Origin of the sequence: Plantibacter sp. MCCC 1A11337, assembly GCF_013349365.1 — a bacterium.
Taxonomy (GTDB): Bacteria; Actinomycetota; Actinomycetes; order Actinomycetales; family Microbacteriaceae; genus Plantibacter; species Plantibacter flavus_A.
Map to the genome: position 1 here is coordinate 1,267,253 of NZ_JABJWX010000001.1, position 21,510 is coordinate 1,288,762.

General features: G+C 69.8%; 17 protein-coding genes and 1 tRNA gene. 6 read left to right on the forward strand and 12 right to left on the reverse strand.

Features of this window, described 5'->3' with window-relative positions; translation table 11 throughout:
• Positions 1-182 precede the first annotated feature (182 nt).
• On the reverse strand, positions 183-1,919 hold the full coding sequence (locus HOW07_RS05875) for a sodium:proton antiporter (RefSeq protein WP_064294303.1): 1,737 nt from the start codon (positions 1,917-1,919) through the stop codon (positions 183-185).
• Positions 1,920-1,982: 63 nt separating this feature from the next.
• Entirely contained in the window at positions 1,983-5,594 is a 3,612-nt protein-coding gene (locus tag HOW07_RS05880; protein ID WP_175116309.1) for a DEAD/DEAH box helicase, read from the reverse strand.
• 193 nt (positions 5,595-5,787) lie between these two features.
• Here HOW07_RS05880 and HOW07_RS05885 point away from each other — a divergent pair, with 193 nt between their 5' ends.
• From HOW07_RS05885 to HOW07_RS05900, 4 genes are all read left to right on the forward strand, one after another.
• Positions 5,788-7,281 (forward strand): SDR family NAD(P)-dependent oxidoreductase, encoded by a 1,494-nt coding sequence (locus tag HOW07_RS05885; protein ID WP_064294305.1) that lies wholly within the window; start codon positions 5,788-5,790, stop codon positions 7,279-7,281.
• Positions 7,282-7,315: 34 nt separating this feature from the next.
• On the forward strand, positions 7,316-7,567 hold the full coding sequence (locus HOW07_RS05890) for a ferrous iron transport protein A (protein ID WP_121290308.1): 252 nt from the start codon (positions 7,316-7,318) through the stop codon (positions 7,565-7,567).
• A gap of 9 nt (positions 7,568-7,576) precedes the next feature.
• Entirely contained in the window at positions 7,577-7,882 is a 306-nt protein-coding gene (locus tag HOW07_RS05895; protein WP_175116310.1) for a hypothetical protein, read from the forward strand.
• Between the two features lie 82 nt (positions 7,883-7,964).
• Positions 7,965-8,627, forward strand: a complete 663-nt coding sequence (locus HOW07_RS05900) for a pentapeptide repeat-containing protein (RefSeq protein WP_064294307.1) — start codon at positions 7,965-7,967, stop codon at positions 8,625-8,627.
• Positions 8,628-8,827: 200 nt separating this feature from the next.
• Here the strand turns inward: HOW07_RS05900 and HOW07_RS05905 are convergent, their stop codons facing one another.
• Together HOW07_RS05905 and HOW07_RS05910 are read right to left on the reverse strand one after the other, a co-directional pair.
• Positions 8,828-10,111, reverse strand: coding sequence for an FAD-binding protein (locus HOW07_RS05905; RefSeq protein WP_175116311.1), 1,284 nt, complete (start codon positions 10,109-10,111; stop codon positions 8,828-8,830).
• 56 nt (positions 10,112-10,167) lie between these two features.
• A complete protein-coding gene (locus HOW07_RS05910; protein ID WP_064294309.1) occupies positions 10,168-10,518 on the reverse strand; it encodes a DUF6804 family protein in 351 nt (116 codons plus the stop codon).
• Between the two features lie 71 nt (positions 10,519-10,589).
• Here HOW07_RS05910 and HOW07_RS05915 point away from each other — a divergent pair, with 71 nt between their 5' ends.
• The gene (locus tag HOW07_RS05915) at positions 10,590-10,907 is read left to right on the forward strand and encodes a hypothetical protein (RefSeq protein WP_175116312.1); all 318 of its coding nucleotides are present in this window, start codon (positions 10,590-10,592) and stop codon (positions 10,905-10,907) included.
• 18 nt (positions 10,908-10,925) lie between these two features.
• On the opposite strand, the gene HOW07_RS05920 is transcribed toward HOW07_RS05915, so the two are convergent.
• The 5 genes from HOW07_RS05920 to HOW07_RS05940 form a co-directional block, all read right to left on the reverse strand.
• Positions 10,926-11,189: a DUF1653 domain-containing protein gene (locus tag HOW07_RS05920; RefSeq protein WP_175116313.1), complete on the reverse strand. Its 264-nt coding sequence runs from the start codon at positions 11,187-11,189 to the stop codon at positions 10,926-10,928.
• A 9-nt stretch (positions 11,190-11,198) separates the two neighbouring features.
• The gene (locus tag HOW07_RS05925; protein WP_254628166.1) at positions 11,199-11,567 is read right to left on the reverse strand and encodes a nucleotide pyrophosphohydrolase; all 369 of its coding nucleotides are present in this window, start codon (positions 11,565-11,567) and stop codon (positions 11,199-11,201) included.
• Positions 11,568-11,619: 52 nt separating this feature from the next.
• Positions 11,620-11,997, reverse strand: a complete 378-nt coding sequence (locus HOW07_RS05930) for a hypothetical protein (protein ID WP_175116314.1) — start codon at positions 11,995-11,997, stop codon at positions 11,620-11,622.
• 198 nt (positions 11,998-12,195) lie between these two features.
• Positions 12,196-13,161 carry a nuclear transport factor 2 family protein gene (locus tag HOW07_RS05935; RefSeq protein ID WP_175116315.1) on the reverse strand — a complete coding sequence of 322 codons (966 nt, stop codon included), beginning with the start codon at positions 13,159-13,161 and terminating at the stop codon, positions 12,196-12,198.
• 510 nt (positions 13,162-13,671) lie between these two features.
• Positions 13,672-13,761: transfer RNA gene (locus HOW07_RS05940), tRNA-Ser, on the reverse strand.
• Between the two features lie 109 nt (positions 13,762-13,870).
• On the opposite strand from HOW07_RS05940, the gene radA reads away from it, so the two are divergent.
• A complete protein-coding gene (radA, locus tag HOW07_RS05945; protein ID WP_064294317.1) occupies positions 13,871-15,247 on the forward strand; it encodes a DNA repair protein RadA in 1,377 nt (458 codons plus the stop codon).
• Between the two features lie 3 nt (positions 15,248-15,250).
• On the opposite strand, the gene HOW07_RS05950 is transcribed toward radA, so the two are convergent.
• The 3 genes from HOW07_RS05950 to HOW07_RS05960 all read right to left on the reverse strand — a co-directional run bounded on the left by HOW07_RS05950 (position 15,251) and on the right by HOW07_RS05960 (position 21,491).
• Positions 15,251-15,655: an SseB family protein gene (locus tag HOW07_RS05950; protein ID WP_121289528.1), complete on the reverse strand. Its 405-nt coding sequence runs from the start codon at positions 15,653-15,655 to the stop codon at positions 15,251-15,253.
• Between the two features lie 146 nt (positions 15,656-15,801).
• Positions 15,802-16,467 carry a hypothetical protein gene (locus tag HOW07_RS05955; protein WP_175116316.1) on the reverse strand — a complete coding sequence of 222 codons (666 nt, stop codon included), beginning with the start codon at positions 16,465-16,467 and terminating at the stop codon, positions 15,802-15,804.
• Between the two features lie 110 nt (positions 16,468-16,577).
• On the reverse strand, positions 16,578-21,491 hold the full coding sequence (locus HOW07_RS05960; protein WP_175116317.1) for an ExeM/NucH family extracellular endonuclease: 4,914 nt from the start codon (positions 21,489-21,491) through the stop codon (positions 16,578-16,580).
• Positions 21,492-21,510 lie beyond the last annotated feature (19 nt).

Here is a 21,510-nt window from a genome sequence, read left to right on the forward strand (position 1 = left end):
CGGAGGACTCCTGAAAACGGTCAAGCGGCCTCAACGGTCGACGCGCGGCGGAGCGCGTCGCGAACATCACCAACCCCGGCCCGAGTCCCTGACCCCACCGACCCGTTCTCAGGAGTTCGTCGGCGCGTCGATCCGTTTCCCGGGCGGCGCACCGGAGGACTCCTGAGAACGGTCAAGCAGCTCTAGTGGTCGGCGCGAGGCGGACGCAGGCGCGTCTCCTCGATGTCGAGCATCGTCTGCGCCTCGGCGAGGATGCGCGACGGGTACGCACCGCGCGCCCGTGCGTCGAGGAGCCGCTCGCGCTCGGCCTGCACGACGGCGAGGCGCAGCTGGCGGTAGAGCCGGTGCGGCGTCTCGGCATGCGTCTCACTCGGCGAGACCGACTCGCGCGAGCGTTCCCAGGCGGCTTCCGCCCGCAGGAACGTGGACTGTCTGACGCGTTCGAGCAGATCGGGGTCGATCTCCTCCTCGATGCCGACCGCCGAGGCCGGATCCTCCAGCACGCTGATGCCCGCGTAGCTGATCTCGTCGAGGAGGGTCGCCAGCTGGCGGCGGTCCTCGGACTCGTCGATCCCCTGCACCTTGAGCAGCCGGATGAGCCACGGCAACGTGCCGCCCTGGACGACGAGCGTCACGACGGCCACCGTGAAGGCGATGAGGACGAGCTGCTCGCGGTACGGGGTGCTCTGCGGCAGTGACTGTGCGGCGGCGAGCGTCACGACGCCGCGCATGCCCGACCAGCTGAGGATGACGCCACCTCGCCAGTCGATCTGCTCCAACCGCAACTGCTCGAGGTCGGCGCGCTGCCGCTCGTAGGCGCGCTCCCGCCGCCGCCGCCGGTGCCATCGCCGGTTCTGTCTCGGGAACCGTTCCGAGTACCCCATCGACAGCCACCGTTGCAGGGTCTGGCGTTCCGCCCAACGTTCTCGTGCACGGAGCCCGAGCACCAGCGGCCCCACCCACAGGAACCGCAGTGCGATGAGCGCGGCCGTCGCGACGAGACCGATCCCGATGGACTCCTCGACGGACAGGATCTCGGCGTCGACGGCGCCGATGAGGGTGCGGATCTCGAGGCCGATGAGGAGGAACACGGCGTTCTCGAGCAGGAACTGGATGGTCCGCCAGTTGATGCGGTCGCTGATCCGCGCCTGCGCCGAGAACGCGGCCGAACTCGCGTGTCCCGTGTACAGGCCGGCGATGACGACGGCCAGCACGCCGGACCCGCCGAGCGCCTCGGTCGGCATGAACGCGACGAACGGGACGGCGATGGAGATCGCGGTGTCGAGGACGGAGTCGTTGAGCTTCGACCGCAGCCAGACGGTGACGTACCCGGCGATGAAGCCGACGACGATCGCCAGGACGACCGCGTAGACGAAGTCGCCGACCGTCGCCCACGGCGTGAGCATGCCGCCGGCCGCCGCAGCGCTCGCCGATCGGAGGAGCACGAGCGCGGTCGCGTCGTTCACGAGCCCCTCACCCTCGAGCACCGTCAAGAGGCGGGGCGGGAGGCCGAGACGGCGTCCGATGGACGTCGCCGCGACCGCGTCGGGCGGGCTGATGATCGCGCCGAGGGCGATGGCGGCGGCCAGGTTGAGGTCCGGCAGGAGGCTGAAGAGGAGGAAGCCGGCGCCGAAGGCGGTGACGATGACGAGCACGACGGACAGACTCGTGATGGTGGCGAGGTTGCGGCGGAAGTCCATGATCGGGACGCTGATCGCCGCGGCGTAGAGGATCGGCGGCAGGACGACGTCGAGCACGAGTTCCGGTTCGACCTCGATCTCCGGGACGCCCGGGAGGTACGAGAGCCCGACACCGACGATCACGAGGATGATCGGCGCGGCGACACCGAGCTTGCGGGAGAAGGCCGCGACGGCCACGATCACCGCGATGCCGACGACCGCATACACCCCGAGTTCCATAGCGATCAGGCTATCGGTCGCTCGGCCGGCAACACCCCGACGGCTGTCGTGGGTGCCGGGAGACTATTCGAGCAGGCCCCGGATGTCCTCCGCGGTGAGGGCCTGACTGAACACCGCGTCGTCGTCGAGGACCGCGGCGAAGAGCTCGGACTTCTTCGCCTGCAGCGCCATCACCTTCTCCTCGATCGTGTCGGCGGCGACCAGCCGGTAGACCATGACGTTCTCGGTCTGGCCGATGCGGTGCGTGCGGTCGATGGCCTGCGCCTCTGCGGCCGGGTTCCACCACGGGTCGAGCAGGAAGACGTAGTCCGCTTCGGTCAGGTTGAGGCCGAACCCGCCGGCCTTCAAGCTGATGAGGAACACGGGGGCGTCGCCGGTGCGGAAGCGGTCGATGACCTCACCCCGACGACGGGTCGACCCGTCGAGGTACTCGTACGCGATGCCCTGCTCCTCGAGCCGACGCGCAGCGGTGCCGAGGAAGCTCGTGAACTGGCTGAAGATGAGCGCCCGGTGGCCCTCGGCGACGACGTCGTCGAGCTGCTCGAGGAGTGCGTCGAGCTTGCTCGAGGGGATGCCCGCGTGCTCCTCGGCGTCGATGAGACTCGCGTCGAGGCTGAGCATGCGGAGGAGGGTGAGCGAGCGGAACACGATGAACCGGTTGCGGTCGAGGTCGTCGACGAGTCCGAGGAGTTTCTGCCGTTCGCGTTGGAGGACGAGATCGTAGAGCTTGCGGTGTGCCGGCGCGAGTTCGATCCGCAGCACCTGCTCCTGCTTCGGCGGCAGTTCGGGCGCGACCATCTCCTTCGTCCGTCGCATGAGCAGCGGACGGATGCGTCGGCGCAGGGTCTGCAGCCGACTCGAGTCGAGACCCTTACCGATCGGCTTGACGTAGTGCTCGGTGAAGCGCGGCGCCGACGCGAACAGGCCCGGCGCGACGATCGCCAGCAGCGACCACAGCTCCATGAGCGTGTTCTCGATGGGCGTGCCGGTGATCGCGAGCTTGAACGGTGCTCTGAGGTCGACCGCGCACTCGTGCAGCTTGGCGCGGTGGTTCTTCACGAACTGCGCCTCGTCGAGGATGAGCCCCGACCACTCGACCGCCTGGTACGCCGGCGCGTCGAGCCGGAAGAGCGCATAGCTCGTGACCACGATGTCGGCGCCCGCCGCGAGGTCCGCGATCGACGCGCTCCCCTTCGCCTGCGTGGCTGTGATGCTGCGGACGACGAGGTCGGGCACGAAGCGCGTGGCCTCGGCGACCCAGTTGGAGACGACCGACGTCGGGGCGACCACGAGGAACGGTGGTGCCGTGGTCCCGGTGGTCTCGCGCGCGTGGGCGACGAGGGCGAGGGTCTGCAGCGTCTTGCCGAGGCCCATGTCGTCGGCCAGGATGCCTCCGAGTCCGTGCTGCCAGAGGAATGCGAGCCAGCGGAAGCCCTCGACCTGGTAAGGCCGGAGGTCTGCGTGGAGTCCCGACGGCAAGGCGGTGTCGGGGACCGCTTCGATCGCGTTGAGTCCGGCTGCAGCCTCGCGCCAGGAGACGGCCTGCTCGGTCTCGTCGGCGAGGTCTTCGAAGTCGGCCCAGAGGCTCGCCTGATAGCGACTGATGCTCGGCTTCGTCTCCCACTCCTTGAGCGCGGCCGCCTCAGTGAGCAGCTCGCGCAGGCGGTCGAAGGCGGGGTGCTCGAGCGACAGGTAGGTGTGGTCGACCATGAGCAGCTTGGTACGCCCCTTCGAGAGGGCCTTGAAGAGGGGCTCGAAGGGGACGCTGTACTCGCCGATGTTGACGACGATCCCGAGGTCGAACCAGTCGCGTTGCTCCGTCTCCACCGTGGTGACCGAGATGTGGGGCGTGCCCGTGAGCTCCCGGTACTCGGGGCGGTCGCCGGACACCTCGACGAGGACGTCGTCGAGCGACTCGAGGACGGGGAGGGTGCGCTCGGTGACGAGTGCCGCGTCGAACTCCGTCAGGACCTGCGGCCGGGGCGGCCAGACGCCCGGGGTCGTGAGCTCGTCGAACGCACCGGCGGCGAGCGCTCGGCGTTCCGGTTCCGCCGCGGCGGCGATGGCGGCGCCGACCCGGTCGAGGATGGCCCGCTCCGCGCGTTCGTCGCGGAGGACCTCCGCTTCGGCGGCGTCGGTGGGACCGCCGTGCGGCACCGTCGACACGAGTGGTCGTCCTGCGGCGAGCGCCGGGGTGCCGCCACTGATCGGGACGCGCTGCGCCGGGGCGTACTGCCAGAACCAGGCGAGGCGCAGGGTCTGCTTCGGTTCGAAGGAAGCCGTGAGGACGAGGACCGGCGGCACGATCTCGGGCAGGGCCACGGTGCCGTCCGTCGAACTCAGCGAGATGCTGCGGCGGAGTCGTGGGACGTAGTGCTCGAGGAACTCCGGCACCTCGGCCTCGGGGACGACGACCGGCTCGCCAGGCCCGAGCAGTCCGCGGGCTTCGTCCGTCAGCGGTTCGGCGAGCGGGGCGAGCACGATCGCCTGCTGGGGTTCGAGCGTGTAGTGGTAGAGCCCGTGGTCGCCGAGGGCTCCGCTGGTGGCCGCGTCGACGTCGGTGCCGTCGATCGTCACGACGGATCGGAGGACCACGCCCTCGTCGTCGTGCGCGGCGTCCAGCCGGATGGCGGCGGTGGTGCCGAGGGCGACCGTGCCCTTGCGCGTGCCGACGAGTTCGATCCCGAGTTGGGCCGCCTCCTCGAACAGATGCCAGAGGACGGGGCTGCCGAAGTCGTCGAGGACGAGCCAGTCCGAGTCGCCGGCGCCGGCGTAGGCACCGGCCGGCGGACGGGTGGCACGCAGGAGCGCCTGGAACTGCGTGAACCACTGCTGGTGCGCCGGATCGAGCGACAGCCGGTGGCCCTGGTGCGTGAACGAGGTCCACGAGATCGTCGACTTCACGAAGCCGCCGCCGGCCTTCTTGACGACGGGTCGGACGGCGATGCGGCGGGGGTGCCGGGGTTCGGGCGGACCGTCGGCCGTGCGGGAGGTCGGTCCGCGCCAGCGTTCGGCGGTGCGCGGGATGCTCTCGCGGACCTCGAACTGCAGGCCCATGGCCGTCGGCGCCGTGGCACGACCGGCATCGCCGGCGAGGGAGTCGAGTCGGTTCCGCCAACTGGGCGGTGCCGGCGGCGTCTGCGGACTCGGGGTCCATCGCGCTGCTCGCCGTTCCGCCTCCGGACGCCAGGAGGCAGGGAGGTCGTCGAGCTCGTCCAGGGCGTACATCGGCCGGTGCTCGGCCGGCTCGTCGAGCACGGGGTCGTTGATGGGCGCGGTCCAACGCCGGTCGGAGCGCCAGGACGCCTCCTTCCCGGAAGGCGGCCGCTGTGGTGCCACCCACCGGTCGGAGCGACCCTCGGCACGGAGATGGGCCGCGTTGCTGTGCAGCAGGGTGGCGACGATGTGCTTGCAGTCACCGCGGAGCGGGCAGGAGCACGCGCTGCCTTCGATGCGAGCGAACCCACCGGTGTCGTCGCCGAGGTCGATGATGCAGGCGTACGGGACGTCGGTGGAGCCTTCGACGATCCCGTGGAGCCGACGCTTGTCGGGGTCCCAGTCGGCGGCGGTGACCCGACCGTCTCTCGCGTAGACCCGGCCGCGGTCGAACGCCACCCGCCCGACGAGCCGGACGAGGTCGGCCACGTCGACCAGTGGTGCGGGCTCGGGAGTCATCGCCCCATGGTCTCACGCACGACGGACACCCCTGCCTCGGGCCAGCGCGGTGCGCTGACCCGAGCGCGGGTCTGCGACGTGAGCGCGCCCCTCCGGAGGGTCGCGCTCACGTCTGTGGGTCGCGGTCGGTCCAGCGCCCCGCGCTGACCTCAGCACCGACCGGGGCACGTCCGGCGGCTCGTAGAATGAAGTAATGACCTCTCTCCCCCACGACGAGCCTGCGAACCACGCTCCCGGCGACGACGCGGGCATCGATCCCACCGATCTCGAGGTCACGCTGCGTGTCCTCCAGACCATGGCGACGATGGACGAGGAGCATCCCGACTACCTCCAGGTGCGCCGCGCCACCGCCAAGATGTTCAAGGCGGTCAAGAAGGAGCGCCGGCTCGACCGTCGGGCCCGGATCGCCGACGCCGACCGCGCCGTGATCGCCGCCACCGCTACGGGCGCACCCGACCGCATCGACGACGAGACCCGGGGCATCCCGCTCGCCACCACCACGACGGCTCCGACCGCCGGCGAGCTGCTGGTGCCGCGCAACTGCTACATCTGCAAGCAGCCCTACACGACGGTCGACGCCTTCTACCACCAGCTCTGCCCGCAGTGCGCGGCGATGAGCCACGCGAAGCGAGACGCCCGCACCGACCTCACCGGCAAGCGCGCCCTCCTCACCGGCGGCCGCGCGAAGATCGGCATGTACATCGCGTTGCGACTCCTGCGCGACGGAGCACACACCACCATCACGACGCGGTTCCCGCGCGACGCCGTCCGCCGCTTCAGCGCGCTCCCCGACAGCGCCGATTGGCTGCACCGGCTTCGCGTCGTCGGCATCGACCTCCGCGACCCGGCCCAGGTCATCGCCCTCGCGGATTCCGTGGCCGAGCAGGGTCCGCTCGACATCCTCATCAACAACGCCGCGCAGACGGTCCGCCGCACGAAGGGCGCCTACCAGCCGCTCGTCGACGCGGAGCTCGCCCCGCTGCCGGACGGCCCACTGCCCGAACTCGTCACCTTCGGCCACACGAACGACGCACACCCGCTGTCGCTCGCGGCGTCGGTGTCCGCCCACCCGATCCTCGCCGCAGCGGCGGCCAAAGCCGATGCGCTCACCGAAGCGGCCATGACAGCCGGGTCATCCTCGCTCGAACGGCTCGCCGCCGGCACCGCGATCGACGCCGGCGGACTCGTCCCCGACGTCGACCACAGCAACAGCTGGGTGCAGAACGTCGACCAGGTCGAGCCCATCGAGATGCTCGAGGTCCAGCTGGCGAACGCGACCGCCCCGTTCATCCTCATCAGCCGCCTGCGTGCGTCGATGGCGGCGTCCGACTTCCCGCGCACCTACGTGGTCAACGTCTCCGCGATGGAGGGCGTCTTCGGTCGCGGCTACAAGGGCCCAGGACACCCGCACACCAACATGGCGAAGGCCGCGCTGAACATGCTCACCCGGACGAGCGCGCGGGAGATGTTCGAGACCGACGGCATCCTCATGACGAGTGTCGACACCGGCTGGATCACCGATGAGCGCCCGCACCCGACCAAGGTGCGACTGGCGGAGGAGGGCTTCCACGCCCCGCTCGACCTCGTCGACGGCGCGGCGCGGGTGTACGACCCGATCGTCCGCGGCGAGGCCGGCGAGAACCTGTTCGGCGTCTTCCTCAAGGACTACCGCCCGAGCTCCTGGTGAGCGTCGACTCGCGGTCGTGGTCGAGGACCCGGCGATGATCGGTCCGGCGGCCGTCCGCTTCCTCCGGGAGGCACCGCTCGGTTCGCGGGTCGTCGTGCGCTTCGCACTACCCGAGGGCGCCGAGGCGGGTGCGACCGACGCCCTCGGCGAGCTCGTCGAGCGGTCGGACACGGGCTGCACGGTCGAGACCAAGCGCGGACCGGTCGTGATCGCCGACGCCGACGTCATCGCGGCGAAGCCCGTCCCGCCTGCGCCGGCACCACGGGAACGCCGCCGCTCGCCCTAGGCTGGGCCGATGAGCAGCGCAGTCACCCAGGACCCGTCGCCGACGCAGCATCGCGTCGAAGTGACGCTCCGACGTCCCTGGTACGGCGCGTTCCAGCGTCCGACGGTGGTGTTCGACGGGCGAGGCCAGCCGGCGCAGTGGGGTACGGGCAGCTGGCGGCTCGGCGGGACGGAGGTCTCCTTCGAGGTCTTCCTCTTCAACCGGCTCTGGCGGTACGGCGCGGCCAGGACCACCTTGACCGCCGGCGTCGACACGTCGCTCGTCTACCGCGCGCCGCTCCTGCCGTTCCTCCCAGGTCGGTTCACAGCGAGCTGAGCGGTGGCTCGGAAGCCCGTCGGCGGCCGCCCCTAGGCTGGCCGGATCACCCCTTCACGCACGGGCATCGGGAGAACACGGCATGGCGAAACGCACCGGAACGACGGCACCACGGCTCGACCCCGTCCGTCTCATCGGATTGACCGACGGCGACGAGGGCGCCCTCGACGCGCACGACAGTGTCGAAGGCCTGCGGTTCGCCGACCTCGACCTGTCGCACCGTGACCTCTCGGGCATCACGATCTCCGAGTCCCTGCTTGCCGGCATTCGAGCCGACCAGACCGACTTCCGGGCGGCGTCGTTCCTCGACTCCCGACTCGAGCGGTGGGACGCGCCTATCCTCCTCGCCCCTCGAAGTCGCCTGCGCGACGTCGAGCTGGAGGGGTCCCGGGTCGGTTCCGCCGACTGCTACGACGCGAACTGGCAGTCGGTGCGGGTCACCGGATGCAAGCTCGGGTTCGTGAACCTGCGCGGGGCCGTGCTGCAGGACGTCCTGTTCGAGGACTGCACGATCGACGAACTCGACCTCGCCGATGCGACGGCCACCAGGGTCCGGTTCGTCGACTGCACGCTCAACAGTCTCGACGTCACGCGGGCGAGGCTCACCGACGTCGACCTCCGGACGCTCGAGCTCCGTCGAATCGCCGGCATCGAGCACCTGCGGGGCGCGACGATGACGCCGTTCCAGGTCGGAGAGCTCGCAGCGATGTTCGCCGAGCAGTTCGGCATCCGAGTCGAGGACTGACCTCTCGGGTCGCGCCAGCGCGGTGCGCTGACGTGACCGCGGGTCTGGCGCGTGGGCGCGGGTCTCCGGAGGCCCGCGCTCACGCGTGTACCCCGCGCCCACGCCGGTTCCCCGGCACTCGCGTCAGCGCACCGCGCTGACGCCCGATGACCCGCGCTCGCGCCGGCGCACCGCGCTGGCACCCGCTCCACCGACACCCGCTACCGGGGCAGACGGACCCCGATGCGCTCCAAGTGCGCGTTCGAGAAGGTGCCGGCCGGGTCCAGCTCCTCGAAGAGGTCCCGCGCGTCGGCGAGCCGCGGCACGACCTCGGCGATGCGCTCGGCGGTCAGGAGGTTAAGCTTGCCCCAGTGCGGGCGGGCGTGGAAGGGTGCGAGCGCCTCCTCGATCGCGGGCAGCACCGCCCGGACCTCTTCGGGCAGGTTGCGCCAGGTGAAGTGCACGGCGAGCATCTCCCGGTGGTATGCGCCGCTCAGCCAGAGCTTGTCCGGCGCGGCCGTGCGCAGTTCGGTCACGAGCAGCAGCGGGGCGATGCGGTCGCCGAGCGCACGCAGGGCCGTGATTGCGGCGGGTCCGTCAGCGCGGTCGATGAAGTACTCGGTCTGGATCTCGTCACCGTTGCTCGGCGTGGACTCGAGCCGGAAGTGCGGCAGCCGCTCCCACCAGTCGCCGGGGACACCGCCCTGCAGGGTGAGGTTGTCGGGGTCCGTCTCGACGAGGTTGCCGGCGGTCAGGGAGTCCCGCTGCACACCGAGCCACGACTCCGGGACCACGGGCAGCTCGTCGTCACCGGCGACAAGGCGGGTCTTCCACCAGATCTGCTCGACGGTGTCGCCGAGCCAGTTGGTGAAGATGCTGACGCTGTAGGCACCGCCGGTGACGCCCTCGAAGTCGGCGAGCACGGCATCCCACGGGACGTCGCGGTAAACGTCCTGACGCACGCGGTAGGCGGGCTGCACGTCGACCGTCACGCGCACCACGATGCCGTACGCGCCGAGCCCGACGACGAGGCCGTCGAAGCCGGGGTCCCCGCGACGCACGTGGACGAGTTCGCCGGTGGCGTCGACGTACTCGAAGCCGCTCACCGCTGAGGACAGGATGCCGTTGTCGTTGCCGGATCCGTGGGTGCCGGTCGCGATCGCGCCGCCGATGGAGATGTGCGGGAGCGAGCCCATGTTGTGGAAGGCGAGGCCATGTTCGGCGAGCCAGGCGGCGGCGATCCCGTAGCGCGTCCCGGCTCCGATCGTCACCGAGCCGGCAGCCTCGTCGAACACCGGGTCGGCGGGGATGTCGAGCACCGTGATGAGCGTGCCTTCGGAGTCGGCGAGGTCGGTAAACGAGTGTCGGGTGCCGAGGGCGCGGACACGCGTGCCCGTCCTGGCGGCCTCGGCGACGAGTGCGCGGACCTCATCGATCGACGTGGCGTTCACGATCCGCGGCGCTGCGAAGGTGTGCGTGCCGGCCCAGTTGCGTTCAAGCGTCATGAGCGCAAGCTTGCCAGAGCCGGGACGACCCGCAGGCGTTCCCGAAACATTTCCAGTCAGGCTGGCGGAGCGGCGTGCTTGTTCTCGAGCAGGACACCGACGGCGACGAGCACGACCGCGCCGAGGAACTGCGCGATGATCCAGGGGATGCCGCCGAACGGGAGCGGGAGGACCGGGTTCCACACGATCGCGACGAGCAGGGTCGGGATCATCCAGAGCGGCTGCTTGGCCTGCCAGGCGAACACGGCCATGATGAGCGCGAGGATGCTCACCACGAACAGCACGATCGTGAAGGCGTCGAGCTCGAGCAGCGCGAGGCCCAACATGAGCGCGACCGCACCCATGATGCCCGGGATGAGCGCCGGGCGAAGGGCGAAGGGTGCGGGAGCGGGGGTCGGACTCGGCATCCCACGAGTTTACGTGGAGCGGCGGGGCGTCGCCGAGCGGTGCGGCGGGGCCGATGCGGCACAATCACTGCATGGGCGTTCTCATCTACGGTGCCGGAAGTCACTACGACTTCGACGACCGCGTGCTCGCCCATCTCAGGGCGGCGATCGGGAGCAAGCTGCGTCGTCGGGAGTCCTTCTTCGTCGAATGGACGAAGGGCGCTGTGGACGGCGGTGGGCGCGTGAGTCTCTGGATCACGAGCGACGTACCGCTGCAGTTCCGGTTCGCGCAGGCGGAGCCGCCGGTCAACCAGGCGTGGGTGCGCGCCCTGCTCGACTCCTCCTATACGCCGAGCGGCATGATCCTGACGTCCGAACCCGACGCATCGTGGGATGAGCGGGAGGGCTGACATCCGACGATGACGGGGTCAGTCGGCTGCGTCCTCGACGCGGGCGAAGCGCGGTCCCTCGTAGCCGTCGCGTGAGACGGGCTCAACGAACATCGCGAGCGGTCGCACCCACGACGTCGGCGGCGTCGTGGTCGTCCGATAGAAGACGTACGGCTGCTCGGTCTCGCTGTGGCGTCCGACGCCGATGACCTCGTACCGCGCACCCTTGAAGTGCCGGTAGGTGCCGGGCTCGACGCCGAAGGAACCGACGTCGTCGGTGCTGGCCGTACTGTCGTCGCTCATGTCGCGATTCTAGCCAGCGGGCGTCGCGGAATCTGTGCTCGCTTCGTCGGCGCGGAGCTCGGAGACGTGCCGCACCAAGTCCTGCATCTGGCGGGGAAACGCCTCGCCGATGTCGATCCCGAACCGGTCGGCGAGGACGAGACACGACCAGATGGCATCACACAGCTCGTGCTCGAGCTGTTCGATTCCGATGCCGTCGATGCGGCGCGTCCCCTCGAGCGTCATCACGATCTTGGCGAGGTCACCGACGTCGCCGACGAATCCGAGGGCGACCTCCTGGTTCGTCCAAGGACGTCCGATCCGCTTCGTGCTGAGATCGTCGTAGGCGGCGGCGACCTCCATGGCGTGGGCGTTCAGCGCTGCGAAGTCCTGAGTCATCCCCAGAGCCTAACCACCGCCGTCGACGCCCTCCTCGCTCGGAGGGAGAGGCTCAGGCCGAGCGGAAGTAGTCGGAAGCGGCCTTCGTGTAGAGGAGGATCAGGCCGATGACCGCGAGCAGCAGGCTGATGATCTGCGTCGCGACGTTGCCGGTGGTGACCATCGCGTAGACGGCGCTGGCGATCGACAGCACGAGGACGATTGTCGTGAGCACCCTCGCCACGCTGCTCCCCCGCAGGAGGCCGACGCCGACGATGATGGTGATGATCCCGAGGATCAGCGAGACGAGGCCGGCGACCTGCATCCCCTGGAGGTTGCCGTTCGGCGTGTTCGCTCCGATCATCAGGAGCGCGCCGCCGAGGGCACTCAAGAAGCCCTGGATCCAGACGATCACCGCGACGATGGTCACTCCCCCTGGTCGTTTCGCCATCCTGCAGACCTCTCGTTCGTCGTTCGACGGTCCCGGATCGGGACCGTCCCCGACCCTAGCGGTGTGCCGCCGGAGACCGCCAGGGGTGGAGCGGAAGGCCGAGCGTGCGGTAATCGGCGCAGACGTCGAGCGGGCGACCGCATCGGGACGTCGCGTTGCGACCCGAGGACCGCACCCCGGATACGCCACTGCAGTGACTCACCCGGCGGTCGGCACCACGTCCCAGTGTTCGCGGATGAGCTTGTCGTCGACGCGGAAGATGTCCGCCCCCAGAACGGGGTCGTCGGCCTTCGCGCCGACGCTCTGCGAGAAGGTCCAGACGAGGTCGCCGTCGCTCAGCGAGATGACCGACTCCTGCGGCGGGAAGGTGGCAGACCCGGAGAAGAACGACTTGAGCGCCGCCGTGCCGTTGGGTGCGACCGGGTTGTGCTGAAGATAGGCGGGGTCGAAGGCCTTGTCGAGGATCGAGACGTCCTGGTCGCGGAACAGCGTGTTGTACGCGCTCACCGCGAACGTCCGGTTCTGCTCCTCCTGCGACTCCGACGGCGCGACCGCGGGCTTCGCGGGGCTGTAGAGGTCGCTGAACATCGTGTTGGTGTTCCCACTCGCCGGTGTCCCGGTCGCGATCGGCTGATCGAACGCCCAGCGCTCCACCACGGCGCCGTCCCGCACCCGGAACAGATCGACGGCCGCCTCGCCCGTCCGCTCGTCGGACGGGTCGGAGGCGACCTGGTAGTGCACGGCCACGAGGTCGCCGTCGGCCGCGGTGTGCTTCACGACCGCCTGCGCGCCCGGGACCCGCGTCCGGTCGGCGGTGAACTCGGCCAGGACGCCGCTCGGACCGGACTTCTGGCCAGAACCGTGCGCGATGGCGTCGGCCGCGACCAGCTTGTCGGTCGTGGCCACCGCCTTCGAGGAGGCGGGGTCCGGGAAGGCGTCGGTGTAGAGCTCGAGCACGGCGGCGAGGTTCTTCTGCTCGGTCTTCGAGTCGCTGCGGTCGCCCGTCGAGCCGCCGTCGGCACTTCCCTTCCGTGCCGGCGAGGCCGAGGACGACGGATCGGGCACGGCTGCCGAGGTGGCCTGGCAGCCCGCGAGCAGTGAGACGCCGACGAGGACGGCGGCAGTGCGGACGAGGGGGACGACGAGGGCACGCGATCTGGTCATGACATCAGGGTGCGACGGCGTTCTGAACCTCAGGTGAGGTGTTTCTGGGCTTCGCTGGGAATCCGTGTCTTTCAGTTCTGGGGTCGGTGCCTGGGGGTCGTCCTGCCGACCGGGCCGCCCTATCCGCCATCGCGGCCGTTCAGCGTGTAACCCGGCGCCCAGAGCCGGGATAAGGCCCAGCCTCGATCCGATGCCGGGAGTGACGACGTAGCCGTTCCACGATCTCATCGCGTCGGCCATGCATCCATGGCGCAGTGGCGGCGTCCCACTCCTCTGGGAACGGGATGTAGAGCACGGGCGGATCCACGCCCCACCCGGCGTCGAAGACGAAGCCCTCGGCCCCCTCCCAGTAGACGACCTCTTCCTTCCAGCGAGGCTCGACCTCGAACTCCGCCCCAGTCCCCGTTTGCACGGTTCGATGCTATGCCGCCCGTGCCCACCGACGGACGGGCATGACGACGAAAACCCCCTCCGTCCCGGTGTTGCGCAGGGATGGAGGGGGCTTCTTCCTGGCGGTACCGGTGGGATTTGAACCCACGGTGCTCTTTCAAGCACACAACTTTTCGAGAGTTGCACCTTCGGCCGCTCGGACACGGTACCGGGGTCGAGTGTAATAGAAGACGAGCGCCGACGCGAATTGAGCGATGCCGGTCATCCACAGGCGGCGCGGAGGGCCGGCGGTGTCGGTAGCCGCGCTTAGGCTGGCCGCATGGCCAAGGCACCCTCCCCCGCATTCCGCTGCACCGAATGCGGCTGGACCACCGCCAAGTGGGCCGGTCGATGCGGCGAATGCCAGCAGTGGGGCACGGTCGTCGAGGCCTCGGCTCCCACCGGTGTCCTCGGCAAGCTGACGCCCATCCGCGCCACCGACGAGCGCGCCGCACGCCCCATCACCCAGGCCAGCGCCGACGAGGCACCGCGCTGGTCGAGCGGCATCGCCGAGTTCGACCGGGTGCTCGGCGGAGGCATCGTCCCCGGCGCCGCGATCCTCCTCTCCGGTGAGCCGGGCGTCGGCAAGTCGACCCTGCTGCTCGAGGTCGCGTCCCGCGCGGCGAAGACCGGCGCCCGCGTCCTCTACGTCAGCGCCGAGGAGTCGGTCAGCCAGGTCCGCCTCCGTGCCGAACGCACCGGCGCGCTTCACGACGACCTCTACCTCGCCTCCGAGACCGACCTCGCCACCATCCTCGGCCACATCGACCAGGTGCAGCCCAAGCTCCTCATCGTCGACTCCGTCCAGACCGTCTCCTCCTCGCAGTCCGACGGCCTCGCCGGACAACCCGGCCAGGTCCGCGAGGTCTCGGCCGTCCTCACCCGCATCGCCAAGGAACGCGACCTCCCGATCCTGCTCGTCGGCCACGTCACGAAAGACGGGTCCATCGCCGGCCCCCGGCTCCTCGAACACCTCGTCGACGTCGTCTGCCAGTTCGAAGGCGACCGCCACACCGCGCTCCGCTTCCTCCGCGCACAGAAGAACCGCTTCGGCGCCACCGACGAGGTCGGCTGCTTCGAGATGGCCGGCGACGGCATCGCCGAGGTCCCCGACCCCAGCGCCCTGTTCCTCAGCCAGAACGAACCCGTGGCAGGCACCTGCGTCACCATCGTCATGGAGGGACGCCGTGCACTCCCCGTCGAAGTCCAGGCGCTCATCAACAAGACGCAGGCACCGAACCCCCGTCGCGTCACCAACGGCGTCGACCCATCACGTGTCGCGATGATCCTCGCCGTGCTGCACGGCCGCTACTCCTACGACCTCACCGACCACGACGTCTACATCTCGACCGTCGGCGGCGTGAAGATCAGCGAACCGGCGGCCGACCTCGCGATCGCCCTCGCCCTCGTCTCCGTCATCCGCGACCTCGCCCTCCCCCGCGACCTCGCGGCCTACGGCGAGATCAGCCTCAGCGGCGAAGTGCGCCCGGTGAGCGTCGCGAAGCAACGCGGCTCGGAGGGCAACCGCCTCGGCTACAAGCTGCTGCTCAACTCCGACGTCAGCAACGACCTCAAGTCGGTGCTGGGCATCGCGAAGACCGCAGCCGAGGCCGCACGGCCCGCCCGACGCGAACGCGAGCTCGACGCCGCCTTCTGAGCACTACTCGGCCGGCGCCTCGAGCTCGAGCACCCGCAGCAGTTCCTCCGGCGACGCCTGCAGCGAGTGCGGGCCGGCGACGTCGAAGAGCACCGTCTCGATGTCGTCGCCGTAGGTGCGGAGGAAGCTCGCGAGCCAGACGCCGTCGTGCAGACCGACGTAGGGCGGCAGGGCGGCGGGCTTGTTCTTCGCATCGGAGAAGAGGAGCAGCGCGAGCCTCGCGGTCTCAGGCTGACGGAACATCCAGACCTCGCCGGTCTCCGTCGGCTTGTCGGGGTTGCCCGGCTTCATGAGCGGGACGACGAACCGGCCGTTCCGCAACGCGAGTGCCACGGCCACCATGTCGCCGGCGGCGAGGGCCGCGGCCAGGGGCTCGGAACGGAACTCGGGTCGCTTCTGCTTCGCCATGCGTCCATTGTCGCAGGCCGGTGCGGGGCTGCGGGTCGAGCACTTCGACAGGCTCAGTGACCGGGCGGACGACTCGTGACTGGGAGGGCGGCTCCGTGACCGGGAGGGCAGCCCAGGGAGCGGGACGGCTCGGCGAGCAGGTTCGGTCAGTTGAGCAGGAACTGCGCACTGTCGGCGGAGGCGAAGCCGCCGATCGAGGTGTTCAGGTGGTACGAGGCGCCGCCCGCGGGCACCGGGTCCCGCGGCTGGTCACAGGTGTCGGGCGCCGACCGCGTGCGGTCCCAGGTGATCGGCGGGTTCGACGAGACCGTCTTCCCCGGCTCGAGGAGCACCTGCTGATCGCTCGGTGCCGTCTGGCAGTCGGTCGACGTCCAGTACGGTTCCTCGCCGCTCGAGACCGTGAACACCTGCTGGCTCGTGCCGGCGTTCATCGTGCACGCGGCCGAGCCGGTGTTCGTCACGCTGAGCGAGAGCTGCGGGAGTTCGTCCGCCGCGAAGCTCGTGCCGTTCACGACGGCCTCGACGCGGATCTGGTCGGCGGTGCATGCGGCCGCCGAACCGGGGTCGGTGGTCGCGGCCTCATCGATCGGCGCGGCCGTCGACGCCTCAGGAGCCGGCGTCGGCGCGGAGGTCGCGGTGGGCGTCGGGGTCGACGTCGCGGCCGTGTTCTCGGTGCCCGGACCCGACGCGAGACGGACGATGAGCACGATGACCAGGACGATGACGGCGAGCAGGACACCGAACACGATCAGCCTGCGTCGCCAGTAGACGGCGGGCCGCTCCGGTCCGCGGGGATTCGTGAGGCTCGACATGCTCACAGATTAAGTGCAGTGGCGCGGAAACGCCCGATGCCCCGCCGTCGGTACGGACCGTGGTCCGACCGATGACGGGGCATCGGGATGGTGCTGGGTGGTGCGAGCGCCTAGAGCTGCTGCGCCGAGCGACGACGGGCGATCACGAGCGCGAGACCACCGACGAGGAGCAGCGCGGCGAGCGCCGCGTTCCCCCACGGCTCGGCACCGGTCTTGCTCAGGCTGCCGTCCTGGCTTCCGCCGGCCGTTCCCGAACCGGTCCCGCCGCCTGCACCGGGCTGGGTGCCCGGGTCGGTGCCGGGATCGACCGCCGCGGCCTGCACGACGATGTCCTGCCAACCGATGACGTTGCCGTCGGCGTCCTGGACGACGAGTCGGTGGGCACCGACCGGCGCGTCCTCAGGAACCGTGACCTGCACGTTGCCGTCCGCGTCGACCTGCACGAGGCCGTCGCTGACGAGGATCGGGTCGGAGTGCAGCCAGACGCTCACCCAGGTGCCGGCGTACTCCTTGCCGACGTGGATCGTGGCGAGCTTGCCGATGATGAAATCGGTGATCGCCTTGATGAGGTCCTTGAGCGCCTGGATGAGCGCGGACTCCGGTGCGGGCGTCGGCGGCGTGACCACCGGCGGCGTCGCGACCGTGAGCGGCACCGTCAGCGTCGTCCCCGACTCGAGTGCCGTGAGGCGCACCGTCGCCGCGCCGTCAGCGGTACCCGCCGGGACGGTGAAGGACACCGTCGCGGCCCCCGCGGTGACGGGGGCCGTCCCGATCGGCGAGCCGTTCAGCTCGATCGTCAGCGAGGTGTTCACCGGGCTGCCGGTCGAGGTGAGGTCGAGCTTCGCGACGTCGAACGAGACCGTCTTCCCTGCGGCGACCGCTGCGGTCGGCGCGTTCGTGACCTGCACGCTCTGGCGGGCGAAGTCCGGGGACACCGGGCTGTTCGCCGTCAGGTAGGCGATCCACGCGTCGCGGTCGACGAGACCGGAGTCACGTGTGTCCGTGCCGTTCGCGAACTCTCGGAAGTTGTCGCCACCCTGCAGCAGGAAGCTGAAGGAGCCGATCCGGTAGCTCTTGTTCGGGTCGATCGGAGCGCCGTTCACCGTGATGCTCGTGATGCGCTGTCCCTGGGCCTTCGTGGGGTCGAACGTGTACTGCACGTTCGACGACAGTCCGAGCTGCAGGTACGGACGGGACGGCACGTTCCCGGCCGCGTCGAGCTGCCACTGCTGCTCGAGCACGGTCTTGAACTGCGCACCCGTGAGCGAGGTCGTCCACAGGTTGTTGAGGAACGGCAGCACCGCGTTCGCCTCGGCGTACGTGATGTCGCCCGCGAGGATCTCCTCACGCATGCCGCCCGGGTTGACGATGCCGATGTCGGCTCCGCCACGGTCGGCACTCGAGAGCGAGGCGCGGAGGGAGTCGGCGACGAGCGCACCGAGCGTCGACTCGGCGCCGCGGTCGTCCTTCACCCCGTTGTTGAACGCGCGGGTGATGTCGGCCGTCGCCTCACCGATCTTCTGGTTGCCGATCTCCGCCGCGACCGCGAGGGCCTTGTCGGTGATCGTCTTGACCGTTGCGACCGCGGGGAACTGCTTGACCAGGTCGGCCTCGGCCACCGTGGTGCGTGCGACGTTCTTCGCCGTGTAGGCGGTCACGTCACCCGACGCGCGGTCGACCGTCAGCGTGATCTGGCCGATGAACTCGCCGTAGCTGCCGGTCTGGAGCACCGGGCGGGTCTTGCCGGTCACGCCGGGGATCGGAGCGTCCCACGCGTACTGCTTGTGCGTGTGGCCGGTGAAGATGGCGTCGACGTCCGCGCTCGTCGTGGTGACGATCTCGGTGAAGGCGCTCTGTTCGGCGAGCTCCTGCTCGAGGGTCGCGCCGTCCGGCGTGCCGGCTCCAGCACCCTCGTGGTACTCCGCGACGATGACGTCCGCCTCACCGTTGGACTCGTCGCCGTCGGTCAGCTGAGCCGCGACGCGGTTCACGGCCTCGACCGGGTCACCGAAGTCGAGGTCGGCGATGCCGGCGGGCGACACGAGCGTCGGCGTCTCCTGCGTGATGGCGCCGACGACGGCGACCTTCACCCCGTCGATGTCGAGGATCGAGTACTCCTGGAGCGCGGGCTTCTTCGTGCCCTTCTCGTAGACGTTGGCACCGAGGTACGGCCAGGCCGCGTTCTTCCCGTCGGCCATGACGCGGTCGACGAGGTCGCCGTAGCCCTGGTCGAACTCGTGGTTGCCCACCGCGGAGGCCTTCAGACCGAGCGCGTTCAGCACGTCGATCGTCGGCTGGTCCTGCTGCGCCGACGAGGCGAAGAGCGAGGCCCCGATGTTGTCACCGGCGGAGATGAACGCCGTCTGGTCGGGCGCGAACATCGCCTTGAGCTGCTCGATCGTGCCCGCGAACTTCGTCGTGTTGGCGTCGATCCGACCGTGGAAGTCGTTGATGTTGAGCAGGTTGACGGTCGCGGACTCGCTCGCGTCGGCGCTGATGCCGACGATCACGGGGTCGTGGTCGCTCGAGCGGAACATGTCCGGCACGTTGAAGTCGGTCACGTTCGCGTTGTAGCGGGAGTACTCGAGGGCGATCGACTCGACGGAGTTGATGTTCCACACGTCGGCACCGGTGACGCTCTGGTCGGCTTCCGGCGACGCGAAGATGTGGTCGAGGGACCCGACCGCGCCTTCGTACGCGTAGGTGTACTCGCCGGTCTTGGCCTCCTGGCTGATGTAGCCGGCGTCGCGGAGCACGTCCAGCGGGTCCTCGGCGTCGTAGGAGTTGAAGTCTCCGACGAGGAAGACCTTCTTCGTGCCGACGTCCTTGGAGACCGTGTCCGCGAAGGTCACGAGGGCCTTGGCCTGACGCGTGCGGTCGCCGGTGAAGGCGCCCTGCCCGGTGTTGGCGTTGTCACCGGTGGCCGCTGCCGAGGTGCTCTTCGACTTGAAGTGGTTGGCGATCACGAGGAACGTCGCGGCGTCGTCCGCACCCTTGGGCTTGAACGCCTGCGCGTCGGGCTCACGGGCGTTGTCGAACGCGGGCGAGTCGAGCAGGATGCGCGATTCACCGACGGTCTCGACGGTGGCGGACTTGTAGATGAAGGCCGTGCGGATGACGTCCTCGTCCGTGGGGACCTTCGCGGGCGAGGGGACGAACGTCCAGGTGCCTGCGCCGGCATCGGCGTTGAGCGCCGCGGTCAGCGTCTTGAGGGCGTCGTCGCGGTCGAGCCCGATCGAGGCGGAGTTCTGGATCTCCTCGAGCGAGACGACGTCGGCGTCCAGGGCGTTGATCGCGGAGACGATCTTCGCCTGCTGACGGGCGAGGCTCTCGGCCGTCGCCGCCCCCCGGACGCCACAACCGGCGGCGTCGGAGTTGTTCACCGTGGTCTTGCCGCCCTGACGGTCGGTGTAGAAGGTGCACCCGGTGCGGGAGTCGCCGGTGGTGGCGAAGTAGTTGAGGACGTTGAAGGTCGCGAGGGACACGTCGCCACCCACACCGCGAGGCGAGGTGGAGCGGGTGTTCTCGAACGTGGCCGGCTGCACGGTCGCCGCGTTGGCACCGGTCAGCTGCTGCGTGGGCTGGAACTTCCAGTTGCTGTTGCGGAAGTCGAAGACGACCGGAGCGGTGAAGTCGACGGCGGCACCGACCCGGACGGGCGCGGTGGTCGAGAGGTACGGCAGCGGGGTGCCGGTGTTCTCCGCCTTCGAGAAGTCGACGGTCGCGCCGTCGTCGAGGACGACCTTCTCCGCCGTGACCCGTGCCGCGGCGGCGAGCGCCTCAGCGGAACCGGGCTTACCGAGGACCGTCGGCGTGACGAACGGCGTCGTCGACGCCGCGAGCGCGATCTCGCCGTAGCGGTTCGTGCTGTAGTTGTCGGTGACCGTGTAGTCGCCGGCGGGGGCGAGCAGCATGCCCTCGAGGCGCTCGCGCTCCTCGTCGGTCGCCGGGAAGGCGACACTCGCGGCGGTCGGCGCGGTGACGCCGGTGGCGTCGAGCGCCGTGATCGCGGCCGCGTCCGTGACCTTCAGCTGCGTCAGGCCGTAGTACTCGTCCACGACGCCGGTGACCTGCAGGTACTGGCCGACGGTGACGGAACCGACGGTGGCCGGCGAGTAGACGAAGACACCATCGGACGCGAGGTGCGTCGCGGGGTCGATCGCTCCACCGGTGCCCGCGGTCTGCAGGTAGTAGCCGTTGAAGCCACCGGTCGGGAAGCTCGCGGTGACGAAGCCAGTGGTGGTGACCGTCTGGCCGACCATCGTGCTCGCGGCGCCGGTGCCCTGGATCTGGGCGATCGTCGCCGTGCCGGGCTCGACCGGGGTGGTCGGGTCGGTGGGTTCAGGGGTCGGCTCCGGTGTGGGCTCGGGGTCGACCGGGGTGTCGCCGGCGCTGTTCTGCGGCGTGACCGTGTCGCTGAGCGTGAAGTCGGCGGCGTTGCTGTCGGTGTCGGTGAAGGTGGTACGCACGATCGACTGCGGCACGCTGTTGCCCGACGGCGACGGCGAGGCGGCCGTCTCGAAGGTGTTCGACGTGCCGTAGCCGAGGAGGTCGACGATCGCCGGGTTACTGACGACGGAACCGGTCGGGAGCGTGACCGCCGCGGTCGAGGCGACGAGGGCGATAGTGCCCTTGGAGCCCGACGCGTTCAGCTCGCTGGCTACGTCGGGTGGCGGCAGAGCCGCGCCGACCGCGCCGTTGCTGCTGCCCGAGACGAGGTAGTAGCCGCCGGCCGCGATCTTCCCGGTGAGCGGAACCGTCGTCGACGACGCCGCGGCACCGGTCGCCGAGCGGTACTGGATCGACCAGCCGCTGACGTCGACTGCCGCGTCGCTCGGGTTGTAGAGCTCGACGAACTTGTTCAGGTAGGGCGCGTTCGCGCTCCCGCCCGAGAGGTATGCCTCGTTGATGACGACGCCGAGGCCGTCGGTCGAGGCGACGGCTGGTGTCGCCACGAGGGGTGCGGCGACGAGCCCGGCAAGGGCGGCGAAGGCGGACAGCCTCCACGGGTGTTTGAACGACATGTGGCTCCGAATCGAGGGC

Excerpts from the sequence above, each read along its gene's own strand:
- HOW07_RS05875 (WP_064294303.1), bottom strand. The coding sequence starts at position 1,919 with ATGGAACTCGGGGTGTATGCGGTCGTCGGCATCGCGGTGATCGTGGCC.
- HOW07_RS05880 (WP_175116309.1), bottom strand. The coding sequence starts at position 5,594 with ATGACTCCCGAGCCCGCACCACTGGTCGACGTGGCCGACCTCGTCCGG.
- HOW07_RS05885 (WP_064294305.1), top strand. The coding sequence starts at position 5,788 with ATGACCTCTCTCCCCCACGACGAGCCTGCGAACCACGCTCCCGGCGAC.
- HOW07_RS05890 (WP_121290308.1), top strand. The coding sequence starts at position 7,316 with ATGATCGGTCCGGCGGCCGTCCGCTTCCTCCGGGAGGCACCGCTCGGT.
- HOW07_RS05895 (WP_175116310.1), top strand. The coding sequence starts at position 7,577 with ATGAGCAGCGCAGTCACCCAGGACCCGTCGCCGACGCAGCATCGCGTC.
- HOW07_RS05900 (WP_064294307.1), top strand. The coding sequence starts at position 7,965 with ATGGCGAAACGCACCGGAACGACGGCACCACGGCTCGACCCCGTCCGT.
- HOW07_RS05905 (WP_175116311.1), bottom strand. The coding sequence starts at position 10,111 with ATGACGCTTGAACGCAACTGGGCCGGCACGCACACCTTCGCAGCGCCG.
- HOW07_RS05910 (WP_064294309.1), bottom strand. The coding sequence starts at position 10,518 with ATGCCGAGTCCGACCCCCGCTCCCGCACCCTTCGCCCTTCGCCCGGCG.
- HOW07_RS05915 (WP_175116312.1), top strand. The coding sequence starts at position 10,590 with ATGGGCGTTCTCATCTACGGTGCCGGAAGTCACTACGACTTCGACGAC.
- HOW07_RS05920 (WP_175116313.1), bottom strand. The coding sequence starts at position 11,189 with ATGAGCGACGACAGTACGGCCAGCACCGACGACGTCGGTTCCTTCGGC.
- HOW07_RS05925 (WP_254628166.1), bottom strand. The coding sequence starts at position 11,567 with ATGACTCAGGACTTCGCAGCGCTGAACGCCCACGCCATGGAGGTCGCC.
- HOW07_RS05930 (WP_175116314.1), bottom strand. The coding sequence starts at position 11,997 with ATGGCGAAACGACCAGGGGGAGTGACCATCGTCGCGGTGATCGTCTGG.
- HOW07_RS05935 (WP_175116315.1), bottom strand. The coding sequence starts at position 13,161 with ATGACCAGATCGCGTGCCCTCGTCGTCCCCCTCGTCCGCACTGCCGCC.
- radA (WP_064294317.1), top strand. The coding sequence starts at position 13,871 with ATGGCCAAGGCACCCTCCCCCGCATTCCGCTGCACCGAATGCGGCTGG.
- HOW07_RS05950 (WP_121289528.1), bottom strand. The coding sequence starts at position 15,655 with ATGGCGAAGCAGAAGCGACCCGAGTTCCGTTCCGAGCCCCTGGCCGCG.
- HOW07_RS05955 (WP_175116316.1), bottom strand. The coding sequence starts at position 16,467 with ATGTCGAGCCTCACGAATCCCCGCGGACCGGAGCGGCCCGCCGTCTAC.
- HOW07_RS05960 (WP_175116317.1), bottom strand. The coding sequence starts at position 21,491 with ATGTCGTTCAAACACCCGTGGAGGCTGTCCGCCTTCGCCGCCCTTGCC.